Raw genomic sequence first — 24243 nt, 5'->3', positions numbered from 1 at the left:
GATATTCAGATGAAATCGTTCTTGTTCTTATTGCCGGTCACAGGACTGCTGACGCTGATGGTGGCAGGATGCCAAACACAGCAAAACCCGGCCCCGCAAGGTGTCAGGCAGCCTGCGACCACGAGCCCGACGACCAATAGGGCTTCGAGACCTGCCTATGATCCGATCAACGATCCTAGCGCTCAAGACCGCAACAACGGCAATAGCGGTGGCGGCAATAGCGGTGGCGGAAATAGTGGAGGCGGCGGCAACAGCGGCGGCGGAAGTGGCGGCGGTGGCGGCGGCGGCGGTGGCGGCGGCCCAAGTGGCGGCGGCGGCGGTAGCTGGGGCTAACCTCGCACAGAAAAGGTAACACCGATGAATGTTCCATTTGGCCTGGCGTCCGGACGATATTTCTGGGCCAGAATGTGCTGCCTGTTTCTTATCGCAGTGAGTTTTGGCTCAGCAGCGGAAGCCGGACAGTGGCGCGCACTCGTTGTGGGCGTCGACGCCTATCAGCACGTTTCTCCCTTGAAAGGGGCGGTCAATGATGCGCGAGACATCGCCGAAACACTGACCGCTGCCGGTGTTACCGACCTGACCACGCTATACGATGCCGATGCGTCGAGGCAGGCAATCCTGTCGTCATGGCAGGATCTCATTTCCCGCGCGGATGCTGATGATGTTCTTGTTTTGTCCTATGCTGGGCACGGGGCCCAGGAGCCCGAGTGGGTAAAGGGTTCGGAAGAAGACGGCATGGATGAAGTCTTCCTCCTGGCCGGTTTCGATATTGCAGCACCGGGTAATGGCGAGAGACTGCGAGACGATGACATTGCCGCAATGCTCCGAGCAGCCGGTGGACGCAGTGTCCTGGTTCTGGCAGACAGCTGCCACTCGGGCACGATGACCCGATCCGTGGATCCGCGTATCACACGGCTGGGGACGCGGCTGGTTGGTTTACCCCCGTTCGAGAACGACGCATTACGCTCTCAACCTCTTCCGCCAATGCTGGCCGGAAACGCCCAACCGTCAGGCGACGTTCAGGACCTTCCCAATGTCATCTACGTAGGCGCTACTGTCGATGGACAGGTCATCCCCGAGCTTCTGATTGCCGGTGAACCGCGCGGTGCCTTGAGCTGGGCCTTTGCGCGCGGTGTCGAGGGAAGGGCGGACCTGGATCGCGATGGCGGTATATCCATGGAGGAGCTCAGCCTGTTTCTCAAGGAAACCGTGCGGGTCGCAACGGAGGGACGCCAGTCGCCCAGCCTGATCATGAGCGGTGATAGCCGCGCCGCTGTCCTGCCACGTGTCAACGAGCAGATATTCGCACATGAAAACGGCGTCTTGACCCTGTCTGCGAGCACCAATGCTGCCACACCGGTATTGCAGCAGCTGGCCGGCAAACAGGAGGGCCGCCTGAAGGTCGTTGAAGATGGGACCGCGGATCTGTTCTGGGATGTGGAAGAAGGCGACGTCCTGACCAAATTTGGCGACGTGGTGCTGCGCGGCAATGCGACCAACATCGACCGGTTTTCCGATGTTGTCACCAAATGGGGTTTTCTATCCGATCTTTATGCCTTGTCGCGTGAGCGCCAGCCAATTGAAGGAACACTCCAGCCGTCAGTCGGGCATATCCCCGAAGGAGATGCATTCAAGGTTGGTCTTAAATCGGACCAGGCAGGCAATATGGTCGTGTTCGCGCTGGAGGCAGACGGCACGCTTCGTCTGCTTGCTCCCAACAAGAAGGCGGACCCGCTTGGCAAGGACACCACGGTTCAGGCAGCCAAGCCTTACGTGTTGAACTTGAGGGCTGCCCTGCCGTTCGGTGCGGACCATATCGTTATGGTACGGGCGGCCAAACCGATGCCTCAATTGGTCGGCGTATTGGCTGCACTCGATGGCAAACCTCTGAGCGCCGAGCTGACACCAAAATTGCTTGAGTTGATTGGCCAGTATGCAGATGCCGTGGGTATTGCCGGTGTCTACACGGAGCCTGCCGGCTGACGCGAGAGGTCTCCTTCTATCTTGTTGCGCTTGAAAAGAATTTTTGTGACCATGGCCACACTCATTTCGCCATCCTCTGGTAATATCGAACCATAGTCAGCGCTGGGCTGCGTCGAAAAGGCCGAGCGTATTTGGAATGACCAGGGAATCAGGAGCCCTTCATGAAACGGATTTTGAAGCATGCCTGTTCAAGGCGAAGTTTGCAGGCCACGAGTGCTCTCGCGGGTCTTATGTTTGCGCTGTCCGCCGGAACTGCACTAGCGGATCCGATTGCGCTGGTGCTGGACAAGTCGGAAGGTGTTGATGTGTCCGCGTTTACCGAGCTAATGCCTGGTGACGTAGTCGATCTCGGCGCTACCGGACATGTCGACCTGCTGGACTATTCCGCGTGTCAGGAAGTCAGGATTCAGGCCGGTGTGCTCAAGGTATCTTCCGAAGGATACACCGCAGAAGGTTCCGAACAGAAAGTTCTGAGAGCGGGTAACTGCTTGCAGGCAGACAGCGGAACCGACAGCGAAAAGGCTGACAAGGGTCTGACCGTCACGCTGCGTGGCCTTACGCTGGAAAACAAGAAAGCTGCGTCATTGATGCTGCGGTTCGACAACAAGCTGCGCGATCAATACGACACGGTGTTTGTTTCCTTTGGTGGCGGTGAACCCAAGCGCTTCGACATGCTCGACAATATTCTGACCGACATGCCGAACCGTGAGCCGGAAGACGAGGCCGTTGAGGTTGAACTGTTCCTGCAAGGCAAGGCGCCAGACTATGGTGTCGTCATGCGTACGATCACCATTGACCCGGTCCAGGTTGGACGGAAAACCGCTGTCGTCATCGTGAAATGATATTTGGCGGCCGGTTCGCGGACGCAGCCATTGGACGAAAACAGCTCATCTTGCTCATCGCACTCGTTGCGGTAGGGGCTGGGATCGCCATCGGTTTATCCGCTCAAAAGGCCATCTGGGAAGGGTGGGTGACAGACCGCCTGTTCCAGATCAAGGCCCTCATGGACAACAAGGAGCAGGCAGGTCCTGCACCTGTTGTCGTGGTCGGTCTTGATCAAAAAGCGCTTAACTCCGACCGGTTGGCACCAATACCTCGGGTCCTGATGACCCCGGTTCTGGCAGAGGCCGGACAAGCCATGCTGAATGCCGGCGCTGTGGCGCTGGGCTATGACTTTGTATTTGCCTATAGTGCGGACGGCTTTGTGGATCCCAGCACCGGCGAAGCCAGATTGAAAGGCTTTGACCTGGCATTTCAGCGGTTCCTCTATCAGAACCGCGGCAGGGTCTTCATTGCTCACACCGAAATAGGCGTACCTCAACGCATGTTTTCCGCTGCAGCCGGTGAGGGTGGTGTCAGGTCGGTTATCGTTTCTACTGACAGCGACGGTGTGGTGCGACGACACGAGCCGCATTCACCTCTCACCGCTTCGCCACATCTGATCGATGCGCTTTTGGGTATCGCAGGTGCCGAGGTCGCTCAAACCTACATTCCGGTGCCATCCGCCCGCCTCGCGACGTCCGTTCCGTATCTTTCGCTCATCGACGTTCTGCAGCTTCTGGAAAGTGAAGAGGGCAGGCAAGAGCTTGCCCGTTTTGCAGAAGGCCGCATCGTACTGTTCGGCGGGCTGTTGCCCTATGAAGACGAGCATCTTTTTTCAGACCGTTTCCTGCCGCATCTGCCGGAAGAGCTGGCGGAAACGGGGCCAAGCGGGCGACCACGCGTACAGCCGCAAACCGCCGGTGTATTTGTACTGGCCGATTTCATCGGCTCGCCTATCGCCGGAAGGATCGTGACCGAGCCCCCCGCTGGTCTCGTCCCCGCATTTGCGGTGATCTTTGCCGTGGTTGGCGCGCTCGCAGGCCTGTCGCTTCCGCTGGTCGTCTTGCCTGTTGTGGTTGTCGGCGGAGTGCTTTGCGGACTGGGCGTGAGCCTTGGCAGTATGGAGCTCGGCATGTTTCCTTCGCCAGGCGTTGCTCCGGTTGCCTTCGTCACCGCGACAATCATCGCGGCTGTCGGGAAGGTTGGCATCCTGCAGCGCCGGCAGAGGTCTCTGGTGAGGCTCTTCGGTCACTACCTTGCCCCGGATGTCATCAAGCTGATGGCGAGTTCCGAACAGTTGCCGGCGCTTGGTGGGGAAACCCGGCATGTCGTCGTGGCTTTCATCGATATCGTGGGCTTCACCAAGATGTCTGAAAAGCTCGCCGATAAGGATGTGGTGCGCGTGGTCAATTCCTGTTTTGACAGGATCGGACAGGTGATCACTGCTCACCAAGGGTATATCGACAAGTATATCGGCGATGCGATCATGGCGGTCTGGAACGCACCCAATACGGTTGAGCATCCCGAAAAATCGGCTGTCGATGCCGCAACAGAAATCATAAACCTGCTAGACAGATTGCGCGAAATCACCGGACAACCGCCGCTGGACCTGCGCATAGCCCTTAACGCCGGACCGGTTCTGGTTGGCGACATCGGTGGTGAACATCGACGTTCCTTCACAGTCATGGGTACCACCGTCAACACGGCAAGCCGGGTCGAATCCGTTGCCAAGGACCACAAGGTTCGTCTCGCAGTCAGTCAATCGGTCGCCGAGAAACTGCCTTCGTCCTATCCGGTTGCTGAGATCTGGAAGGGACAATTGCGTGGTCTCAGTTCCGACATCACCGTTTACACTCTGGATCTACCTGAAATGTACATGGAACCGGAAGAAAGACGGACAATCGCGCGGCAGGAACAGGACAGGAGCAAGCTGGTCACGTTTCCGCGCTCCTGACGAAGCGCTTTCAAACACAGCATTTTTTGCATCTTTCCCAATCATCCGGCATGATCGGGGTATTGATTTTCAGCAGCCTGAGCAGCTGCGACGCTGCGCTTAAGGTCTCACAATGGTCCAATGGCCTGACAACCAAAATCCGGGTGCTCATCGCCCAGAGTTTGACAGGACCGTGATCCGTCCGTCGCAAAAGGCGCCACAAGCTGGCCCTACCGCTACATCACCGCCAAACCCAGGAGCTGCGCCGGCCAAGGCGGCAGCTCCGAAACGGTCACCCATTGTGCTTTATGCCGCAATGGCCATCGGGTTCCTGGTGCTGGGTGGTGCTGCTGGCGGCATTGCCCATCTGATCTCCTCCGGCGCGATATCCTTGTCACCTCCCGAGGAAATCGGGTTACAGGATATCGCCGAAGCGGTGTCGGACAGCGCCTCTCCGGAAAATGCTCCGCAGCAAGATCCCGACGAAACCGCCGCCAATGACCAACCCCTGGAACAGGATGTTGATGACACTGCGTTGACCAACGAGGAGGATCTCGATGTTCCGGCCGATCCGTTTTTCGACATGGCCCTCTCTGCTGTCATTCCGTTGGCGGGCGACCCGGTCCTTCTGAAGGATGGTGCTGCCAATCGGCGGATTGACTTGTCGGAGCGTCCAGTGCCAACCGCTGCGATCGGGGACGGTGCTGCGTCGGTGCCGTCTGTTGCCGCATACGTGCTGGACAGTCAGATGCTGGACGATGACGGCAACCTTGTTATTCGCGCACCGGGTAGCGAGGCGGACTTTCAGTTCGGCAATTTCGGGGGCGGGGATGAAGCCGAGGGCATAGTCGTTGAAGAAGATGCGCAGCCCGCGGACGATGGTTCTCCCGATTTGCCGGTGTTTCTGAAACCGTCAACGGACACATTGAACCTCTATCTTACCGAGCGTCCCATCGGTCAGGGGCCTAGCCGGGTCGAAGTACGCGAGGAGGTAACAAAGGCGGCTCCGCTCAAGGATTTCCTGAAAGGCAAAGGCTTCGACGAGGAAGTCCTGGATTCGCTGGTGGAATTCGTCAGGGACAACTTTGACAAAAGCGATTTGATCGCAGGCGACAAGATCGCGGTGCGTGGTGTTCGTATGCCGAACAAGGTAGGCCGGATTGGCGATTATTATCGGCCTGTCCAGATTTCGATCTACGGCCGGGAAGGGTATATCGGTACAGCCGCCTATTCGGTTGGGAGAGACGGGGACGGGTATGTAGCAGGCGCCGATCCCTGGTTTGGCAAGACTATCGTTGAACAGAAGATCGCGGGTGAGGAGGCAACTCAACCTGCCAATTCGCATCGCTTGATCGACGGTGTTTATGCCACCGCAGTCCGCAATGCCGTACCCGCTTCTATCGTGGGCGAGGCAATCGCATATTTGGCGCCCATGACCGACCTGAAGCGGTCGATCAAACCAGATGAGAGAGTTACTCTGGTATTCACGGACAGTGCTCGAGACGAGAAGCGTGGCGGTGGCAGGGTGCTCTTTGCCGGTGTTCGGCGCGGGGACGACTGGTCCGTTCGCTGCTACGTGCTGAAAGCTCCCGGTAATCGCGGTTTTGCCTGTGTGAATGAAGGCGGCAAGGTCAGCTTGTCCGGCGCCATGCTTGTCCCGGTCAAAGGTGTTCTGACATCGAAGTTCGGCATGAGATTTCATCCGATCAAGAAAACGGAACGCCTGCATGCCGGTGTCGATTGGGCGGCCCCCACGGGAACCGCGATCCACGCGGCCTTTTCCGGAAAGGTCACCTATCGCGATGTTCGAGGCGGTTACGGCAATTTCATTGAACTTACCCACAAGGACGGAATTACCAGCCGCTACGCGCATATGCATGAATACGCCGATGGCATCCAGCTGGGGTCTGTGGTTCAGGCGGGTGATCTGATTGGTTACGTCGGAACTACGGGGCTTTCCACCGGACCGCACCTTCATTTCGAAATCAGGCACAGGGGAGAGCCGACAGACCCGTTGGCCTTTGAAATGGAGACGGGAGCGGAAGCACCGCAGTCTGTCGGGGGCAAGGATCTGCAGGAATACCGGACGGTGATTGCCGACATTTTGAGCGTGCAGTGAAACAGGACTTGCGGCAGCGCTGAAATACGCCAGACTGTGATCCAGGTCCCAGTATTTGTCGCAGGAACGTTCATTCTGGCAAGAGTGGAACAACGCACGAGGCTGCCATGACCAGACCAGCTGCCCGCCTGGGCGATTTTCATATGTGCCCGATGACACCCATTCCGCCAGGGTTGCCGATTGCGCCACCATGCAAGATCAACGTCCTGATCGGCAAGCGTCCTGCTGCGAGAATGACGGACCTTTGCGTGTGTGTCGGCCCACCGCCGGCAAATGTCGACCCCATTATCATGGGGTCGCTGACTGTTCTTATCGGAAGTTTGCCTGCGGCTCGCATTGGCGATCCAACAGCCAAGGGTGGCGCGATCACGACAGGTGAATTTACCGTTCTTATCGGGGGCTGAACCAGGACTTGCGACAATCAGCCGGATTTCCGGGCGGAATCGAAACGCCGGACAGGTGGGAGAACCTGTCCGGCGTTTTTGTTGGTTGATGTCAGTTGGTCGGCTCGATTTCGATTCCGGTTTCCGTCGCTTTCAAGGTCACACCCTTCAGTTCTTCGCCGTTCATTTGCGCGGTGAGGAACGCACGTGACAGCTTCGGCAGAAGGTCGTTGGTCAGGATGTTGTCGATCATGCGACCACCGCTGTCCGGGTCGCGGCAGAGTGAAACGATATGGCTCACCACGTCGTCGCCATAACTCAGCACGGCATCCCGGTTCTGCTTGACCCGTTTGACAATACGGTTGAGCTGAAGCCGGACGATGAACCCGAGCATGGATGGCGATAGCGGATAGTAGGGGATGGTCACGATACGGCCGAGCAGGGCCGGCGGGAACACGTCGAGCAATGCTGGTCTCAAGGTTTCCGCGAGCTTCTCCGGATCCGGCGCGTTCGGGTCGGTTGCCGCGAGGTCCGGATTATTGGAAACCGGCGCATCCAGCATGTGACTTGCTGCATTCATGATGATGTCAGTGCCGACATTCGAGGTCAGCAGTATCAACGTGTTGCGGAAGTCGATCTTGCGGCCCATGCCGTCTTCCATCCAACCCTTGTCGAACACCTGGAAGAAGATCTCGTGAACATCCGGATGAGCCTTTTCGACTTCGTCCAGAAGGACGACCGAGTAAGGCTTACGCCGCACGGCTTCGGTCAACCGGCCGCCTTCGCCATAGCCTACATATCCCGGAGGAGCGCCTTTGAGACCGGAAACGGAATGCGCTTCCTGGAATTCGGACATATTGATGGTGATCAGGCTTTCCTCACCACCATAAAGGGTCTCGGCAAGGGCCAGGGCGGTTTCGGTTTTACCGACACCGGAGGGGCCGCACAGCATGAACACGCCGATGGGCTTGTCCGGATTGCCCAACTGGGCGCGGCTGGTCTCGATGCGCTTCGAGATCATTGCCAGACCATGGGCCTGACCGATCACGCGCTTGTTGAGGCTGTCGGTCAGCGACAGGATCGTCTGCATTTCGTCCTGCACCATCCGCCCGACCGGAATGCCGGTCCAGTCGGAAATGATGCTGGCAACAGCCTCATCGTCGACATAGGCATAGACCATGCGATCGTCTTCGGGGATTTCGGAAAGCTCCGTGCGCATCGCCTGCAGCGCTTCGCGAATGGCGTCTTCGTTGGTCAGGTCCACGTCAAGTTCAAGCTCGATCTCGTCGATCGGAACGAGAGCGGGCTTGTCGTGCTGCGGATCTTCGATTGCCTCGCTTTCCGGATGAGGCGCAGGTTCAACACCGCGAAGCTTTGCAAGAGCCGCATTCAGACGCCGGATTCCGGCTACCAGTTTCCGCTCGCTTTCCCACTGATTGCGGACAGTCTCGATGTCGCTTTCGGTTTCCGTAATCGCGTTGGACAGTGCCTCGAGCTGTTCCTGATGCTCCAGGCCCAGTTCGGCATCGTTGGTCAGGGCCTTTTTCTCTGTCTCCAGAAAACCTTTTCGGGCAACCAGGTCCAGCAACCGGGCTGGCTGTGCTGCTTGCGAGATGTTGACGCGTGCCGAGGCGGTGTCGAGAACGCTGACCGCCTTGTCCGGCAGCTGGCGCGCTGGAATGTAGCGATGTGACAACGATACGGCCGACCGCACAGCGCTATCGAGGATGCGAACCTGGTGATGATCTTCCATCGGACCAAGCAGGCCGCGCACCATGGCAAAGCACTTTTCTTCATCCGGTTCGTCAACCTGCACAGGCTGGAAGCGCCGTGTCAGGGCCGGATCTTTTTCAAAATGCTGGCGGTATTCCGACCATGTCGTGGCCGCGACGGTCCTGAGTGTGCCGCGGGCAAGCGCAGGCTTCAGAAGGTTGGCCGCATCGCCCGTGCCGGCAGCGCCGCCGGCTCCGATCAGCGTATGAGCTTCATCAATGAACAGGATCGTCGGCACGATGGAGCCATGGACGGCATCAATGACCGCGCGCAGACGTTTTTCGAATTCGCCTTTCATCGACGCGCCGGCCTGAAGCAGGCCGAGATCCAGCGCACAAAGGCGAGTGCCCAGAAGAGCTGGCGGAACATCCCCGGCAACGATTTTCTGCGCAAAGCCTTCGACGATAGCCGTTTTGCCGACCCCGGCTTCGCCGGTCAGGATCGGGTTGTTCTGGCGGCGGCGCATCAGAACGTCGATGACTTGCCGGATTTCTTCGTCCCGGCCGACGATCGGATCGAATTCCTTTGCCCGCGCACGAGCTGTGAAATCTACCGTGAACTGGCTGAGTGCATCTTCCCCGGGGCCGCCTGCTGCGAGCGGCTCTGCGCCCGGTTCGCCTGCTGTGCTACCGGAGGCTGGACTTGAACCGTCGATGGGCCTCGCCCGCACTTCGCCGGATGATCCGGCGATAGCGTCCAGGTTGTTCGCGATTTCATCGTGCTTGAGCTTGTTGAGAGCCTTCGACAGCTGGAAAAGCTGCGTGCGGGTGCTCTCTTCGCCAAGCATGAAAAGAAGGACATACGCCGTGCGGATCTTGTAGTCGCCGTATGTCAGCGTGCCAACGAACCAGGCTCCTTCCAGCGCTTCGCGGAAAGGTTTGGACATGGACGGAAGTTCGGTCTGGTTGATCTTGAACTCTGCAAGCGCGGCCTGAAGGTCCTTGTCCAGGGCGCCGAGATCGACGTCGAAATGGCGCAGAATATGAAATACATCAGAATTTTCGTTGCGGATCAGATAGTAGAACCAGTGGACCAGCTCGAGATGCCGATGACCGGCATCCTTTGTAAGCCTCATGGCCTTGTCCAGGCTGTCGTAGGCAGTTGAGTTGGTCTTGTTGACAACTTTTTCAACCGTAATGTCATTCATAATATCGGTCCTTCAGACTTGAGACCTATTGGTAGACTGTGGTGTGGCGACGCACAGGCCGGAAACGGGTGTCGGTAAGCATTTCTTCTTCTTCGGCCTCCAGGTCAGTATCGTCGTCGGGGCCGGAAGCGGCAGGCTTCAGCCAGCCGATATGTCCAAGCGTTGCGGAGTTGTTGGCATCCATCCGGACAGCGGATGCGCATCTTTTCGGCAGCGCAAGTTCAATTTCGTATTCGATTTCCAGACCCAGATAAAAATCGATGAGGTCGAAAAGCTTCTCTGTCCAGGGATTGGGTCTTGCCCGGGTTGGCGGGAGAAACTGCCGATATTCCTCCAGGCTGCTCGTGAAAATCCTGATCCGGATCTTGTCACTCACACTGTAGACCTTGGACCCGACGATCGTGTCGGCGCCAAGTTGCCCGGCACCGCCTGGCCCGAAACCTCCAAGCTTGAGCTGATCATCCTTGTCCAGATGCAGCCACGTCCCGACACACTGATCAATCTCTACCCGGACATCGAAAACGCCCGTGATGAGGGCCTTCAGACGAGCGGCGCTCTTTGTCTTGGGGGCCGTAAGGCCCGCATAGAGCAGCTTGAGCCGATCATCGATCCTGTCGAGGTCCCGGTAAAACGGGGTGCCGATGCCGATCGCCGACCCGAGATAGGCAAGAAACCGGTCGTCGTCCGGCCGGTCATGTTGAACGATCGGTCTGGCATCGGCCCACGCGCGGTAGAACAACTGCACGAAGCGGTTGTTGAACAGGTCAAGGAATCTCGGAAAACTGTCATCGCCTCTGAGCCCACGCATGATCGCTTCATCGGTATAGGCGGAAGGCAGAGCGCCTTGCGGCCCAAGCAAACCAAGGAAGCGCTCCAGCAAGACCAGGCCGCCGTCACCGTCCTTTGTCGCACGCTCAATTGTCGATGTGGCGAATTCGCTGGACGGGTCCTGACCGAAGCGAACGATGTCTTCCATCATGCGCCGGCTTTTACCGATCCTGGGTGGAGCGGGCTCATCGGCGTTCTTCGGTTTTATTCCGGTTTCGGAAATTCCGGGAGCGGTCTGGCCTTCGAGCATTCTCAGCACCGCCAGCAGATCATGTCCCCCTGGATGCTTCTCGATGCGGTCTCCGAGGGCTGCAAGCAACGACGCGTATTGCTGCTGGACCGGCACCTCGATACGCGGGGTTTCCGGAACTGCTTCCTCAGCTGCTGGATCAGACGCAGTCTCTTCGGTCTGCGCTTCAATCACCTCTTCCGTTCCCTCGGCAGGGGGTTCCGCAGGAGGATCGATTTGTTGTGCAGGCGTTTCTGGTTGGGATCCGGCAGGCGAGGGAGCAGCTTGTTCGGGCGATGTGATCGTGGAAGATTCAGTCGCGAGCGATTTGGTGGTCGGCGCTTCTGTCTCGTCCTCAGGTGTGTTGTTGTCCTGCGGTTTTTCGGTCCAGATATCGTCAGCGTCGGCCTTCTCATCAGACTCGATTGCAGTCGCCGTCTGCTCTTTGGTCGGCCATGCCGGGGCCTTCCGGGAGGATGAAGGCACAACGGTCTTGTCCCGTGCAACACGGGTTTTCGTCAGATCCTTGTCTGCCGGACCGCTCATAGAATTCCTTTCGCGCCGATCCGCGGAGGCCACTTCATGATAACGCCGCGCTCGGTCGTTGCGATCACGCACTGCGTGAAGTGATTGATGGAAGCGTATTCGGCGACAAACCGGTCGAGGACAGCCCCCATCAGAAAGGCACTCGCCCCTTCAAAAGCCTTGTCATCGAGCGTGATCGTGATTTCGAGACCCCTGGCGACACCTGTCCCGGACTTCTGTTGCAGGCGGCGCACAACTGGCCTTGTCGAAACCGACCGAACAGACTGGGCCTGCCGGTCTGCCGAACTGTCGGAAAGTGGCGCGAAGACGCTCAACACATCGCGGAAAGACCGACCGTCCTGACCTGCCGCATCGTGTACAAGGCCGGTATGGTTCAAGGCCAGTATGTTAATGAGCCGCCAGGCAATGGCGCCGGCGTGACCCTGTTCGCCTAGTCTTTCATTGTAGGAAAGAAGCGGCGGTCTTGGCGATGTCGGGCCGGCAACACAATCTACCTTGAGACCGATATCCTCCAGTATGCGGAAATCCCCAATCTCGGACTTGTCCGGGTTGGTTCCCACGGGGAGGTCTGCGGCCAGTGACCGGTTGGATGCCAATACCTTCAGTGATAGTTCCGAAAGACGTTTCTTGCCGGTTTGCAGCAGGGCGGCAGCCTGTGCTCCGCTTGAGATAGAGATGAAGGTTTCTGTGCCTATGTAGTGGCTCGGCTGCATGCGCCGGATTTCAGAAGACGACTGGCGTCGCGGCAAACGGCGAATGGTATAAAACCACTCGTGACCGGCTTTTTCAGTGTCTGGTGCAACGCTGTAGAGTGGTTCAACCGGACGTTTCTCGCCTCCTGAGAAGTGGGCGGCAACTTCAGTGACGGCATGCACTTCATAATCCAGTGGCCGTGTCCGGTCCGTGATGACAGCAAACTCGTGCTGTCCTTTCTTGATCGGCACACGGTCAGTCTGCCTTTCGAACAAGTTGACGGCCGGCGCTGCGTGAAGCGCGAAAATCTTGCGTTCAACGTGAGCTGGCAGCCGGTTTTCTGCTTCATCGAACACGAAGACCAGATCGAATGCTTTTGCCTTGACCCTATCCAGGTACCGGCGCAGGCCGTTCAGACGGAACCCGAGGAAGCTGCGCGGAAAGTTGAAATAGTCGCGCAAGTGATCAAAGCCGGTGAACAGGCGCAAATCGTTGTGCAAGAGGGAATCTTCTTCATCGAAACCAAGCTGCTCGATGGCATCGACGGGCAGGCGCTGCAGGCTGGCCTGACCGAAGGCGTCCTCGGTACGGATGTAGAGCGCGATTGTATGTCCGAAGATCTGTTCATAGACCTTCGCGGCCAGATCCAGAGGTCCGATCAACCGAACGGGAAGAGAATCGATCCGACAGCCGGCCACCTGGTATTCAGGTTTCTTCAAGGCTTCTTCGGCTGAAACCTCGTTTTCCGGATCCTCGGACATGCGGTGTGTGAACGTGATGGACAGACCTGCGCGCGTGCGTCTGTCTTCAGCCATTTCCGCACCGAGACCGGAGACCTGCGCAGCTGAGCTCAAATACTTTGCAGCTGTCAGCTCCAGGGGTGTCAGCGTAATAGGAGAGGTGAGAGTGAACCTGCAGCGAACCTCTCCCTGGCGTTCACGGAAGACGGCCTCCATGGGAGCATGGCGATCGACCTTTATGCCGTTGCGCAAATTCGCGTCGCCATATTTCGGCGTCACGCGGGCAAGTACCAGAGAGGGAATGGGCGCCAGCGCGGTCGGATACAATTGTTCGAACAGGTTGGAAGTGAATTCGGCGAATTCATGCTTCATTTTCAGCTGCACGCGAGCTGACAGGAAGGCTGTACCTTCAAGTAATCCGGACAACATTGGGTCGGAACGGTCTTCCAGAAGCCCACCCAGGCGTTCTGCTACAGCAGGATAGGCCTCCGCGAATGACGCCCCTTGTTCTCGCAGGTAGGTGAGTTCCTGATTGTAGAGGTCGAGAAATTCCCGGTTCATGCAGTTGCCCCGATGATCTTGATACGGCCGAAAGCAGGGTCGACGTCGGCAACGAATTCACTCGCGACCCGGATCGGATCGCAGCGTATTTCTGCCTTGATGAGAAATCTTACCTTGAAGGTATCACTTTCGACCTTGTCGTCTCGCTCGACCTTGAGCGTGCGCGGGTCCATGCGCGGTTCGAAATGGATGAGGGCCTGTCGGATGTCTTCGGCAAGTCGATCAATGCGAACGCTGTCAACGATATGGACAGAAAGGTCCGGCAATCCGTAATTGATGATCGAACTCTCAACTTCCGGAAAATCGGAAAGGTCCTGAGTGGAATTGAGGTTGACCGTGTTGAGGAGCGCCTGCAGATCTTGCCGGACTTCAGAAAGCAGCGTGTGTTCAGAAACACCGTAGGATCTGGAAAGCCGCCGACCGGACCTGAGGTTGGCGCCGTTCTGTGCTGCTTTTTGCCTGTCCTGAGCGGCCTTGTAGTCTGGGTCGTCCATTGCACGGAAGGCCCACATCAGCGGGGAGTGCATTTTCACATTTGATTTAGCCATCGGCCAAGCCCACGCTGACTGCTGCCCCGGAAATTCCTAAGTGTGACCGTGGCGGTGCCGCTTCGAAAGTTGAAAGTCTGCATCGCCGGTCTGAACCAAAGAAGGCTGCCGCGCCGAAGCGCGGCAGCCCTGCAGGCCGAAGCCTTATTTCTTTTCGTTTGCTGCAATGTCCCAGGCAAACTCGGGGGCTGCGCCCTTGGAGCCGTCCGGCTTCTGTTCGGTGTAGATGTATTTGTACTCACCGAAGTTCAGCGTGACGCTCTCCGTGATGCGATCGTCGGAGCCACTGCCGCCGGTCGAAACGTTGGTCACGATAATGTCCTTCATTTCGAGCTTGATGTATTCCAGCGGGTTATCACCGGCAGCCTTGCGAACAAAGAGAGTGCCTTTGGTGATATGCTTGCCAGTCGACACGTGCTGCAGAAGCACAGGGGTGGATTTGTCGACGAACTTGGTGATGCTCAGATCCTGGAAGTGTGCCTTGCCGGAGCCGGAGCCCGAACCCATGTGGGTGGTGCCGGACTGGGAAGCGCCCCAGGACCAGGAAAGGACGTCAATCTTGTCCTTGTGGGTCTTGTCCTGTGCTTCGCCTTTGATACCTTCAAGTTCCAGATAAAAATCGACGGCCATTTTAATAGATCCTCTTGGTTGTTGAGGGCCAGGTAAATGTTCCTGGCTCAAACTCTGCTATTCCTGACAACTACCTCGGACCTCGCGGTCCAAACCCCTAGGCGCTTGCGCACCTTGTTTGTACCTCCGCCCGGGAAAACCGGGCTGCATCCCGTGGGATGCATGCCGGGGGGCAGGCTGCCGCCCCGCCGGCAATTTGTGAAATCAATTACCGTCTTGCGGAATGCGGGACGCCAGGCTCATGCCGATGTCCATGCCTTCCAGCTGATAGTGCGGACGAAGGAAGAACTGGGCCCGGTAATATCCGGGGTTTTCCTCGTCGGGCACGATAGTGACCTTGGCTTCCCGCAGCGGCTTGCGCGCTTTGGTTTCCTCGGTCGAGTTGTCCGGATCACCATCGACATAGTCCATGATCCAGTCATTCAGCCAACGCTGCAGCTGCGCCGATTCCTTGGTCGAACCGATCTTGTTGCGCACCATCACTTTCAGGTAGTGGGCGAAACGAGTGGTCGCGAACATGTAGGGCAGGCGGGCAGACAGGTTGTCCGATGCCGTTGCATCCTTGCCGTCCGGTCCGGAGAACTGGCGCGGTTTGAAGACGGACTGAGCTCCAAGGAAGGCTGCCTGGTCCGTGTTCTTGCGGTGGATCAGCGGGATCAGGCCCAGACGGGAGATCTCGTGTTCGCGCCGGTCGGAAATCGCGATTTCCGCAGGGCACTTCTGGTCCACACCGCCATCGTCGGTTTCAAAGACGTGGGTCGGCAGGTTTTCCACCAGACCACCGCTTTCGACGCCGCGGATGCGCACAGTCCAACCGAATTCCTTGTAGGCACGGTTGACGTTGGTTGCCATGGCATAAGCCGAGCTCATCCAGGCGTAATTCTCGTGGCTGTCTTCGCCGAACTCTTCTTCGAAGGCGAATTCTTCCACCGGGTCGGACTTCGCACCGTAGGGCTGGCGAGCCAGCACGCGGGGCATTGTCAGACCAAGGTAACGGGAGTCCTCGGATTCCCGCAGCGTCCGCCACTGGGCATGGATCTCCGTATCGAAGATCTTGGACAGATCACGCTTGGCCGGCAGTTCCGTCCAGCTATCCATCTGCATCAGTTGCGGATTGGCCGCTGCCAGGAACGGTGCATGGGCTGCCGAAGCGATCTTTGCCATGCCGCGCAGAACGGTGATGTCCTGCGGGTCGTAGGAGAATTCATAGTCACCCACGAGACAGCCGTAGGGCTGACCACCCAGCTGGCCGAATTCGGCTTCATAGATCTGCTTGAACAGCGGGCTCTGATCCCACTTGGCGCCGCGGTAGCTCTTGAACACGCCTGCAAGTTCTTTCTTGGAGATGTTCAGGAACTGAAGCTTGAGCGATGCGTCGGTTTCAGACTGGTGCACGAGGTAATCGATCCCGCGCCAGGCACTTTCAAGTGTCTGGAACTCCTCGGCGTGAATGATCTCGTTCACCTGAGCCGTCAGTTTTTCGTCCAGCTTCGCGATCATCTCATCGATCGTGTCGTAGACGTCTTCCTTGATAAGCGCCTGATCGGACAGGGCTTCGGCGAGGAAGGTCGACATGGCGTTGTCAACCAGCTGATTGGCCGTATCGTTTTCGTTCTTGATCCGGAAATTCTGTTTCAGGATCGAGGCAAACTCCTCGGGGCTCTTCTCAACCGCGACTTCGCCGGCTGCTGCGCCACTTGCCTGGGCGCTGGTATCGGTGCTGCTCATTTATGCCTCCTCCGTGCCGTCGCCGTCTGCCTGCTTGTCGGCGGACGATGCCTTGTCGGCTTCGATTTTCTGAGCAAGTGCCTGCATCAGGGCCGGGTCCCGGGTCAGCTCCTCGAGCTGGGAGATCGCCTGGACACGTCCGTCCATCATAGTGCGCAATGCAGCCAGGCTGCGGCGTGCATCGAGCAGCTTCTTGAGTGCCGGAACCTGTTCGGCAACACGTCCCGGGGTGAAGTCGTCCATGCTCTTGAAACGCAGCTGGACGCTCATTTTGGAGTTTTCTTCGCCGGACAGCTTGTCCTTCACGGTGAAGGAGGTGCCAGGTTCAATTGCTTCCATGCGCTTGGAAAAGTTGTCCATGTCGATGTCGAGGAACTTGCGGTCGTCGATATCGGCTTTTTCCACGCCAGGGTTGTCGCCGGAAAGATCGGCCATGATGCCCATGACGAATGGCAGTTCCACCTTCTGTTCCGCGTCAAACGGATCTTCGTAGAAAATGTGGACCCGCGGAGGTCTGTTGCGCTTGATAAAGCCTTGCCCGCTGTTCGATGCCATTGTACTCGCCTTTCATTTTCATGACCCAGAAGAAAAAAGGTCAATTTTAGTCAAATACTAGCGCGCAACTCTTGTTTGCTAATTGCTGTACTTCGGTCGGCGCTGCGTTTCGTTGATATCTATGTACTGCGTTTCTGGGGAACGGGAAGTGATCACGGTCACATGATCGATGGTTTATTTTTTTCTCGAAATATTGAGGACCCGTTGGCCATTGGTGTCAAGTAAGAAGCTGAAAACCCTAGGTAACATAGGGGTTGTAATGGCAGTTGAATCAGTCCTCCTCTGGCCTCAGGAAGAGGTTGAGAAGACCGGTGAATGAACCGGAACTCATATTCTGTGCCTCGTCCAGCAAAAGGGGGATCGGGCTGGTGGGTTCATTGGAAGAATAGTAACCCTTGACCGCCGCAATACCCTTCATGGCGTCACTTCGGCTTTCGATCACCATCACTGCGAAATCATCAATTTCGCCCAGTTCCCGGTCACCACCGTCGTTCAGGTCGATCAGTCGGTCGTTGGAAAGCTGTAAACCGCTCGCACCCAGAATCAGCGCTACGTCGTCGAACCTGCGCGGCATCAGTATTTTCAAGGCATCCAGATAGGACTTGCCGACGAGGCCGCGAGCCTCGCGTACCAGAAACAGTGCCGGATGCGATGGTTCGCGGCTGGCGAAATAGTCCTCGACAGCATCCAGAATCAGTTTTGCCTGGGCGGCATTCTTGATTTCTGATTGAGACGCCTGCGACGTGTCGGCTGCTGCTGCCTCTGCTGCAGTATCTTCAGACGAAGAGGCCTCCGTCTCTTCAGGGGAGAGGCGTCCGAGCCGCTTGTTCAGTTCGGCACTCATCTCCTTCAGGAGAGTGGTCAAGGCCTCATAATTGGGAGGAGCTGCTTTAGCACCGCTCTCCTTGAGCTTTTCGGTGCACAGCTCGGCAATAGTCTGGAGCTCGTCCGGCAGGTCTCCAAGGTCCTTGAGGATCTCGTCAATCGCGTCCTGCTCGAGTTCGCCCGATGTCAGTGCCGCCTCAATCGCGCCAAGAGAGATTGTATGCTCATCCGGACGTGCCGTGGCATCGCCGGCCGCAATCTGGATGGCGCGATAGCTGATGGGCCCCGTCCGGCGGGTCTTGAGCAGGGGCGCTGCTTCCAGCGGAAGAACAACCGTGGGCCTGTTGTTGAGAGATTCGAGCGCTCCGACTCGTTCCATATGGCCGAAGTCGGCATCGCTTGGATGGACGTCGTCCCAATGGTTCTCCAGCAGTTTGCGAATGATGCGTATCGAGTTCGCAAACGTATGGACTTGACCGCTCAGCAGGCCGAACTGCGCGAGAATGACAAGCAGTCTCAAGTCTCTGGACTGCTTCAGGAAGCCGTCCATCTGCTTGAAGAGGTCGGTAAAGTCGATCTCGGATCGGTCGAATTCGCTGAACCGCTCCGGCAGCAATTCCTCACACGAATCCAGAAGCGCGGCAAAGGCGGGCTCGGTGTCGTAGAGGTCCGGCCCGCAGCCAGCACCCGGCGCTACTTCAGTGCCGTAGGTTTCCGGATCGAAATTCATTCGTGCTCCCCAGCCCGGCATGCATTCCGGTGGTATGTCCGGGATCGGTCCCGGTTATTGTTCAGGAGACCCGGACCGGGAAAAGCTCCGGTCCGGCATGTCTGGTGTGTGAATTTTTACTGCTCGAGAACCAGCTTGCTTTCAACGCGGCGGTTTGCCGGATCGTTGACATCTGCAACCTTCGGCCGGGATTCGCCGTAGGCAACAGTTTTCAGGCGGTCCCGGCTGACGCCGAGGTTGACAAGATACTGCGTAACCGCCTGCGCACGGTCTTCGGAAAGACGCTGGTTGTAGTTGGTCGAGCCTATTCCGTCGGTATGGCCTTCGATCACGAATGTGGCTTTGGCCAGGTCGGGATCATTGATGCCCTTGGCAAACTCGCGAAGGTTGGCCTGTGCGGACGTGCTGAGCTTGGCCGAGGCATATTCGAACGAAACCAGCAGGTTGAAGGCAGCGTCGATGGCGTTGGTTTCCGGATCGACCACAAGGGTCTGTTCCGTTTCACCACCTTCGGTCTTTGCACCGTCCTGGGAAACTGCGACCTGGCCGCCTTCTTCCGGTTTGGCGTTCGGATTACATTCGTCGCGAGTACCGATACAAAGAGCTCGCGTTCCGCCAGCCGGCTTCAGTGAACGCGTTTTGAGCTGCTTGAAGTGCTTGCTGACTTCATCTGCCGAATAAGTGGCGTCCTGGGCAAAAGCCGGAGCGGTTCCAAGTGCCGGCAAGGCAATGGCGAGAGAAACGGAAGCAGCCAGGAGAGCGCGGCGAAGGCCGGTCCGAGCGGCATTGTTCCGGTCGAGCGAAAATACAGTAGGGGTCACGATTTCAATCCTCCCTTGTGGAGTGTTCAAAAGCGATGTCGCTTTGGGCTTCGAAATGGATCGTGCCATATGGATAAGAATAATAGTGTGGCGAAAGTCACTAAAGTGCGATTTGATGTCAGTATGTCGTTTTATCGGCAATAAGCAAGAGGAGAGCTGTTGGGGTGACGTCGGTGAGCAGGGTTAGTATTTAAAAGCAGCAGGCGGTGTTTTTTAGCCGCACTTGGGGAAGGGGCAAGTGCCTCCTCCTTCACAAAAGGGTTTGAAGTTCAAAGTATTTGCATCAAGTGTGTTCTTGAGCACACTATTTTTGCCGGAAACGCCTTAGTGTCTGAAACGTGGTAGCCGCCAGGCTGCCTTTTTGCAGAAAACCGCGTTATTTCCGAGGAGATCTTTCGTGGCCGTAGGACAACTTAAACAAGCTAACCGAATGGCCGAGCTGACATCGGTCTTTGGCAAGGATGAGCTTTCCGTTGTCACCATCGAGTGCGACGAGGGTCTCAGCGAAGATTTTGAGATCAGGCTTGAGGTTCTGAGTCAGAAAGAGGATCTGGATTTTGACCAGGCCATAGCGACTTCCATGACGGTGAAGGTTGTCACCAACAATGGAGACACGCGGTATTTCGACGGTCTTCTGACCGATGCGAAATGGATGGGCTATCGCGATTCCTATTACATCTACAAATTGACGCTACGCCCCTGGTTCTGGCTGCTAACCAAGAACTCAAATTGTCGAATCTTCAAGGACATGTCCGCGCCTGAAATCATTCAGAACGTCCTGAATGAGCATGACTTCGTCGATTTCCAGATCAAGCTGACTGAATCCTATGATCCGATTCATTACTGCGTCCAGTACAGGGAATCGGATTACGATTTCTGCTGCCGGTTGATGGAAGAATTCGGAATTTCCTATTTCTTCGAGCACAAGGACGGCAAGCACATCATGATTCTGGCGGACGCCAAATCGTCCTACAGCCCGATCGTTGGTGACAGCTCCATTCCCTACATTGCTCTTGGCGGCGACAGTCAAAGGAACAAGGAGCATCTTTACCATTGGATTCCGACGCGCAAGTTTCGGACCGGCAAGTTTGCAGTCAATGATTATGATTTCGAGAAACCGAGTGCGCTGCTGGAAGCCGAGCGTGATGCAGGTGCTAAATATCGGGCAGGGTCTCTGGAAAATTATGACTATCCGGGAAGGTACACCGAAAAAGACAAGGGCAGCACCTTCAGCAAGATTCGTATGGAAGCCGAACAGGCTGCGGACAAGCGAATTGAAACAGCCGGCGAAGTGCCGCGATTCTTTGCGGGGGGGCTGTTCACGTTAGCCGACCATCCCCACAAACCGCAGAACGTGGAGCACCTGATCGTGCGTGCAAGCCATCGGATCATCACCGAGGCATATCGCTCCGGTGGTGGTGGGGCCCAGGGAGAAGCCTATACCGGGACATATGACGTTCTGCCTTCCAGTATAACGTTCCGCACACCGGCCATCACCCGCAAACCTCGAATACCCGGCCCGCAAACGGCAAAAGTCGTGGGGCAAGGCGAAATCGATGTGGACGAATACGGTCAGATCCTGGTCGCCTTTCACTGGGACCGCGACAAGACAGCGTCTCGGCGGGTTCGTGTGGCGCAAGTGTGGTCAGGCAAGAACTGGGGTGGCATCTATATCCCTCGTGTCGGCCAGGAAGTGATTGTTCAGTTTCTGGAAGGCGATCCGGATCAACCGATCATCGTCGGCACAGTCTACAATGCGGAAAACATGCCGCCTTATTCTTTGCCGGGCGAGAAAAACAAAGCCGGCATCAAGTCGGATTCAACGGTAGGCGGCGGCGGTTACAACGAGTTCGTGCTCGACGACACCAAAGGGAATGAGCTGGTTGGAGTTCATGCCCAAAAAGACATGGAGACCGTTATCGAGAATAACGAAATGCTGCATGTCAAAAACTGCCGCGAAACTCAGATCGACGTTGACCGAACGGAATCGGTTGGCCGAAACACGACCGAAGATATCGGCATGAACTGGAAGGTAACTGCCGGAACGAAGATCGAGTTTATTTGCGGCGCCAGCAAGATCACCATGACGCCTGCCTCGATCAAGATCGAGTCGGTGAAAATCGATATCGTGGCTTCGGGTATGCTCAACGCCAAGGGTACAATGACCAATGTGACAGGCAGTGCGTTGTTGAAGCTCAAGGGCGGCCTTGTAATGATCAATTGATGCTGCGGTTCTTGAACGAATGCGGCCAAGAGAAAAAACGGAGTAGAGCAGATGGGATCACGTATCCGCTTTACAAAGGCTAGACAGGTATTTGAAACTTTTCCGGAGTTGTCGGAAACGGTAAGCGAACCGGCCACAGATATCGCTCCGGACGCCTATACTCTGGAATTGCAGAAAAGCGAGGCACCGCTGTCGGCGATCGCCTATTTCGCTCATATCCTGCCGAAACGGGAATCGGTCTGGTGGGGCATGAACTGCGTTGCCGGTTTGGATCAGGCCAAGAACGAGGATGACCGGCAGGTTCTTAAACTCAGCGAGACCTGGGTCCGCGAGGGGGATGAAGATGCCCGTGTTGCGGTTCACGCGGCGGCTGAGGCCGCCAAGAAGGACAGCGCGTCCGTCTGGATCGGTCTCGCTGCAGGCTGGTCTGGCGGATCCCTCTCGCCCAGCCCCGAGCATCGGGTGGACATGCCGGACGACCTGACGGCCAAGGCCGTAAATACAGCTGTGTTGATTGCGCTTGGAACACTTGAGCCTGCCAAACGGGATGAGGCCCTGAAATCTTGCCTGTCTGCCGGGCTGTCCTTCGCCGGAGGTGGGACGATGCCTGCGGTGACCGTCGGCAGCTCTTCGTCAGCCTTTTCCTAAGCGCAAAGAGGAAACGTGGGAATGCGCATAACGCTCCAGATTGAAAATGTTGACCGGTTGGAGACCGGCGGTCAGCTATCATACAGCTGTGCCGACCGAGGCTTCGACATTGGTCGGCACGAACATCTGGACTGGAGCCTCCCTGATCCCCAGCGGATGATTTCCGGTAAGCATTGCGAAGTGCGCTTTGAAAGCGGGAATTTCGTTCTTTACGACTATTCGACAAACGGCACTTTCCTCAATGGCAGCCAGACCCGCATGGACAAGGCACATGTGCTGCGCTCCGGCGATCGGCTGATGATTGGCGATTACATCATCGTCGTATCGCTGGAAGCCGGATCCGGGCAGCCAGCCATGTCCGCTGCACCAGTCGCCGCCGCTGCTCCGCAGCCCTGGGACGCACCGCAAACCTCGTCTACATCCGGAGGCTCCTCCTGGCCTACGGGGCCTGGTCCGGCGGGCGCGGCTCCCGGTCACTACCCAATGGAAAATCAGGGCGGGCCCTGGGCTGCACCGGGAGCGGGCATGGAAGGGCGACACGCACCGCCGTCCTCCAATCCTGGCATAGGCACGCCGGCAGATGATGTCTGGAGCCAGCAAGGACACGGCTGGGGCACGGCGGATCCTTCGCTGTACGATCCGAATGCGCACATCGGCGAACGCGAAGCCCCTCGACCGGCCCAGGCGGACCCGCTCGATCATCTTGCCCAGCAACCGCATCTTCAATCTGCCGGAGCCGCGCCCGCAGAGCCGCTTTTCGGCTTTCCGGAACCTGAAGCGCAATCTCCGTTTCCGGCGCTGTCTGAAACCCCGGCGCAGGAAAGTGCTGAGCCGCTTTTCCAGATGCCCGATCTTCAACCAGAGGCACCAAGCCAGCAACCAGTGGCCGAATCTGCTCCGCCACCTGCAGGAGAGCCCACAGCGTCGCCGTTTCCCGAAGCGCCTGTCTGGAGTGCGCCAGAGGCTGAGGAAACACAGCCGACAATTGTCCAGGAGCCACAGCCTGAACAACCGGCTCCAGTGGAGCAATCTGCACCTGCGGCCATGCCTGTTGTTGCCTCGCAAGAACCAGCGAAGGCAGACACAGCGGCGGTTGCGAAGGGTGATGTTGAGCCGGCAAACATTCCAGTGGGTAATGTTGATTTTATCAAGGCATTCGCCGAAGGAGCCGGTATCCCGGCTGCAACGCTGGCCGGCCGCGATCCAGAAGAATTTGCCAGGGAAGTCGGGGCCATATTGCAAGGCATCACCGGCGACTTGATGGGTCTTTTGCAGGCACGCAGTCAGGTGAAAGCCATGACCCGGAACGCCAACCGCACGCTTATCATGCGCAGCGGGAACAATGCCCTGAAGTTTTCTCCGACACCGCAAATGGCATTGCAGACGATGCTGGCCCCAGGAGCGGAAGAAAACGGGTATTTGCCGATTTCAAAGGCCATGCAGGCTGCTTTCAAGGACATCCAGAAACATCATGTCTGGACCTATGCAGCCATGCAGAAGGCTGCAGGAAGATTTGAAGAAAAGCTTTCCCCCAAGGCGATCGAAGCAGAAGGCCAGGTCGCCAAGAGTACCTTCGGTAACCAGAAGGCCAAGCTATGGGAGCGGATTCAGGAACGCTGGAGTTCCTTGTCCGGTTCGTACGACGATGGCGTGGTCGGGCTTTTCACGCAATACTTTACCGAAGGTTATGAAGAATTGAGCAGTGACGATCCGGAGCAGAGCTCCGGACTGATGAATTAAGACCTTTGCCAGTTTTAAGAGCGCGAAGGCGCGAAAG

Annotated in this window: 18 protein-coding genes; 9 read left to right on the top strand and 9 right to left on the bottom strand. The window is 57.3% G+C overall.

Annotation, left to right across the window (positions count from 1 at the left end; genetic code table 11):
* Nucleotides 1–9: 9 nt before the first annotated feature.
* The 6 genes from FIV03_RS31645 to FIV03_RS21685 all read left to right on the top strand — a co-directional run bounded on the left by FIV03_RS31645 (nt 10) and on the right by FIV03_RS21685 (nt 7261).
* The gene (locus FIV03_RS31645) at nt 10–333 is read left to right on the top strand and encodes a hypothetical protein (protein ID WP_173013906.1); all 324 of its coding nucleotides are present in this window, start codon (nt 10–12) and stop codon (nt 331–333) included.
* A gap of 24 nt (nt 334–357) precedes the next feature.
* A complete protein-coding gene (locus tag FIV03_RS21705) occupies nt 358–1983 on the top strand; it encodes a caspase family protein (RefSeq protein ID WP_152510942.1) in 1626 nt (541 codons plus the stop codon).
* A gap of 161 nt (nt 1984–2144) precedes the next feature.
* A complete protein-coding gene (locus FIV03_RS21700; protein WP_209009739.1) occupies nt 2145–2825 on the top strand; it encodes a hypothetical protein in 681 nt (226 codons plus the stop codon).
* 50 nt (nt 2826–2875) lie between these two features.
* Nucleotides 2876–4759, top strand: coding sequence for an adenylate/guanylate cyclase domain-containing protein (locus FIV03_RS21695; RefSeq protein ID WP_209009738.1), 1884 nt, complete (start codon nt 2876–2878; stop codon nt 4757–4759).
* Between the two features lie 280 nt (nt 4760–5039).
* Entirely contained in the window at nt 5040–6857 is a 1818-nt protein-coding gene (locus FIV03_RS21690) for a M23 family metallopeptidase (protein ID WP_173013905.1), read from the top strand.
* 107 nt (nt 6858–6964) lie between these two features.
* Nucleotides 6965–7261, top strand: coding sequence for a PAAR domain-containing protein (locus FIV03_RS21685; RefSeq protein WP_077292990.1), 297 nt, complete (start codon nt 6965–6967; stop codon nt 7259–7261).
* 91 nt (nt 7262–7352) lie between these two features.
* On the opposite strand, the gene tssH is transcribed toward FIV03_RS21685, so the two are convergent.
* The 9 genes from tssH to FIV03_RS21640 form a co-directional block, all read right to left on the bottom strand.
* Entirely contained in the window at nt 7353–10160 is a 2808-nt protein-coding gene (gene tssH / locus FIV03_RS21680) for a type VI secretion system ATPase TssH (protein WP_152510939.1), read from the bottom strand.
* 25 nt (nt 10161–10185) lie between these two features.
* Entirely contained in the window at nt 10186–11763 is a 1578-nt protein-coding gene (gene tssG / locus FIV03_RS21675; protein WP_152510938.1) for a type VI secretion system baseplate subunit TssG, read from the bottom strand.
* Nucleotides 11760–13757: a type VI secretion system baseplate subunit TssF gene (tssF, locus tag FIV03_RS21670; RefSeq protein ID WP_152510937.1), complete on the bottom strand. Its 1998-nt coding sequence runs from the start codon at nt 13755–13757 to the stop codon at nt 11760–11762. The genes tssG and tssF overlap by 4 nt, the downstream gene beginning before the upstream one ends.
* Nucleotides 13754–14305, bottom strand: coding sequence for a type VI secretion system baseplate subunit TssE (gene tssE, locus FIV03_RS21665; protein ID WP_152510936.1), 552 nt, complete (start codon nt 14303–14305; stop codon nt 13754–13756). The genes tssF and tssE overlap by 4 nt, the downstream gene beginning before the upstream one ends.
* Nucleotides 14306–14449: 144 nt before the next feature.
* On the bottom strand, nt 14450–14935 hold the full coding sequence (locus FIV03_RS21660) for a type VI secretion system tube protein Hcp (RefSeq protein WP_022999368.1): 486 nt from the start codon (nt 14933–14935) through the stop codon (nt 14450–14452).
* 204 nt (nt 14936–15139) lie between these two features.
* Nucleotides 15140–16663, bottom strand: a complete 1524-nt coding sequence (gene tssC, locus FIV03_RS21655) for a type VI secretion system contractile sheath large subunit (RefSeq protein WP_022999367.1) — start codon at nt 16661–16663, stop codon at nt 15140–15142.
* Nucleotides 16664–17218 (bottom strand): type VI secretion system contractile sheath small subunit, encoded by a 555-nt coding sequence (gene tssB / locus FIV03_RS21650; RefSeq protein WP_022999366.1) that lies wholly within the window; start codon nt 17216–17218, stop codon nt 16664–16666.
* A gap of 271 nt (nt 17219–17489) precedes the next feature.
* A complete protein-coding gene (locus FIV03_RS21645; RefSeq protein WP_173013904.1) occupies nt 17490–18773 on the bottom strand; it encodes a type VI secretion system ImpA family N-terminal domain-containing protein in 1284 nt (427 codons plus the stop codon).
* Nucleotides 18774–18889: 116 nt separating this feature from the next.
* Complete coding sequence (locus FIV03_RS21640; RefSeq protein ID WP_168686947.1) at nt 18890–19594, bottom strand: OmpA family protein; 705 nt, start codon at nt 19592–19594, stop codon at nt 18890–18892.
* A gap of 361 nt (nt 19595–19955) precedes the next feature.
* Between FIV03_RS21640 and tssI the strand changes: the two genes are divergently transcribed.
* Genes tssI through tagH form a run of 3 tightly spaced genes read left to right on the top strand, consistent with a single transcriptional unit; the run spans nt 19956 to nt 24206 of the window.
* Nucleotides 19956–21818 (top strand): type VI secretion system tip protein TssI/VgrG, encoded by a 1863-nt coding sequence (tssI, locus tag FIV03_RS21635; protein WP_152510934.1) that lies wholly within the window; start codon nt 19956–19958, stop codon nt 21816–21818.
* Nucleotides 21819–21869: 51 nt separating this feature from the next.
* Nucleotides 21870–22466, top strand: a complete 597-nt coding sequence (locus FIV03_RS21630) for a hypothetical protein (RefSeq protein ID WP_152510933.1) — start codon at nt 21870–21872, stop codon at nt 22464–22466.
* A 21-nt stretch (nt 22467–22487) separates the two neighbouring features.
* Entirely contained in the window at nt 22488–24206 is a 1719-nt protein-coding gene (gene tagH, locus FIV03_RS21625; RefSeq protein ID WP_152510932.1) for a type VI secretion system-associated FHA domain protein TagH, read from the top strand.
* Nucleotides 24207–24243 lie beyond the last annotated feature (37 nt).

The sequence above is a fragment of the Labrenzia sp. THAF187b genome (assembly GCF_009363375.1).
GTDB lineage: Bacteria > Pseudomonadota > Alphaproteobacteria > Rhizobiales > Stappiaceae > Roseibium > Roseibium algicola.
The sequence above is the reverse complement of the archived record's forward strand: the minus strand, read 5'-3'. Positions and strand labels throughout refer to the sequence as shown.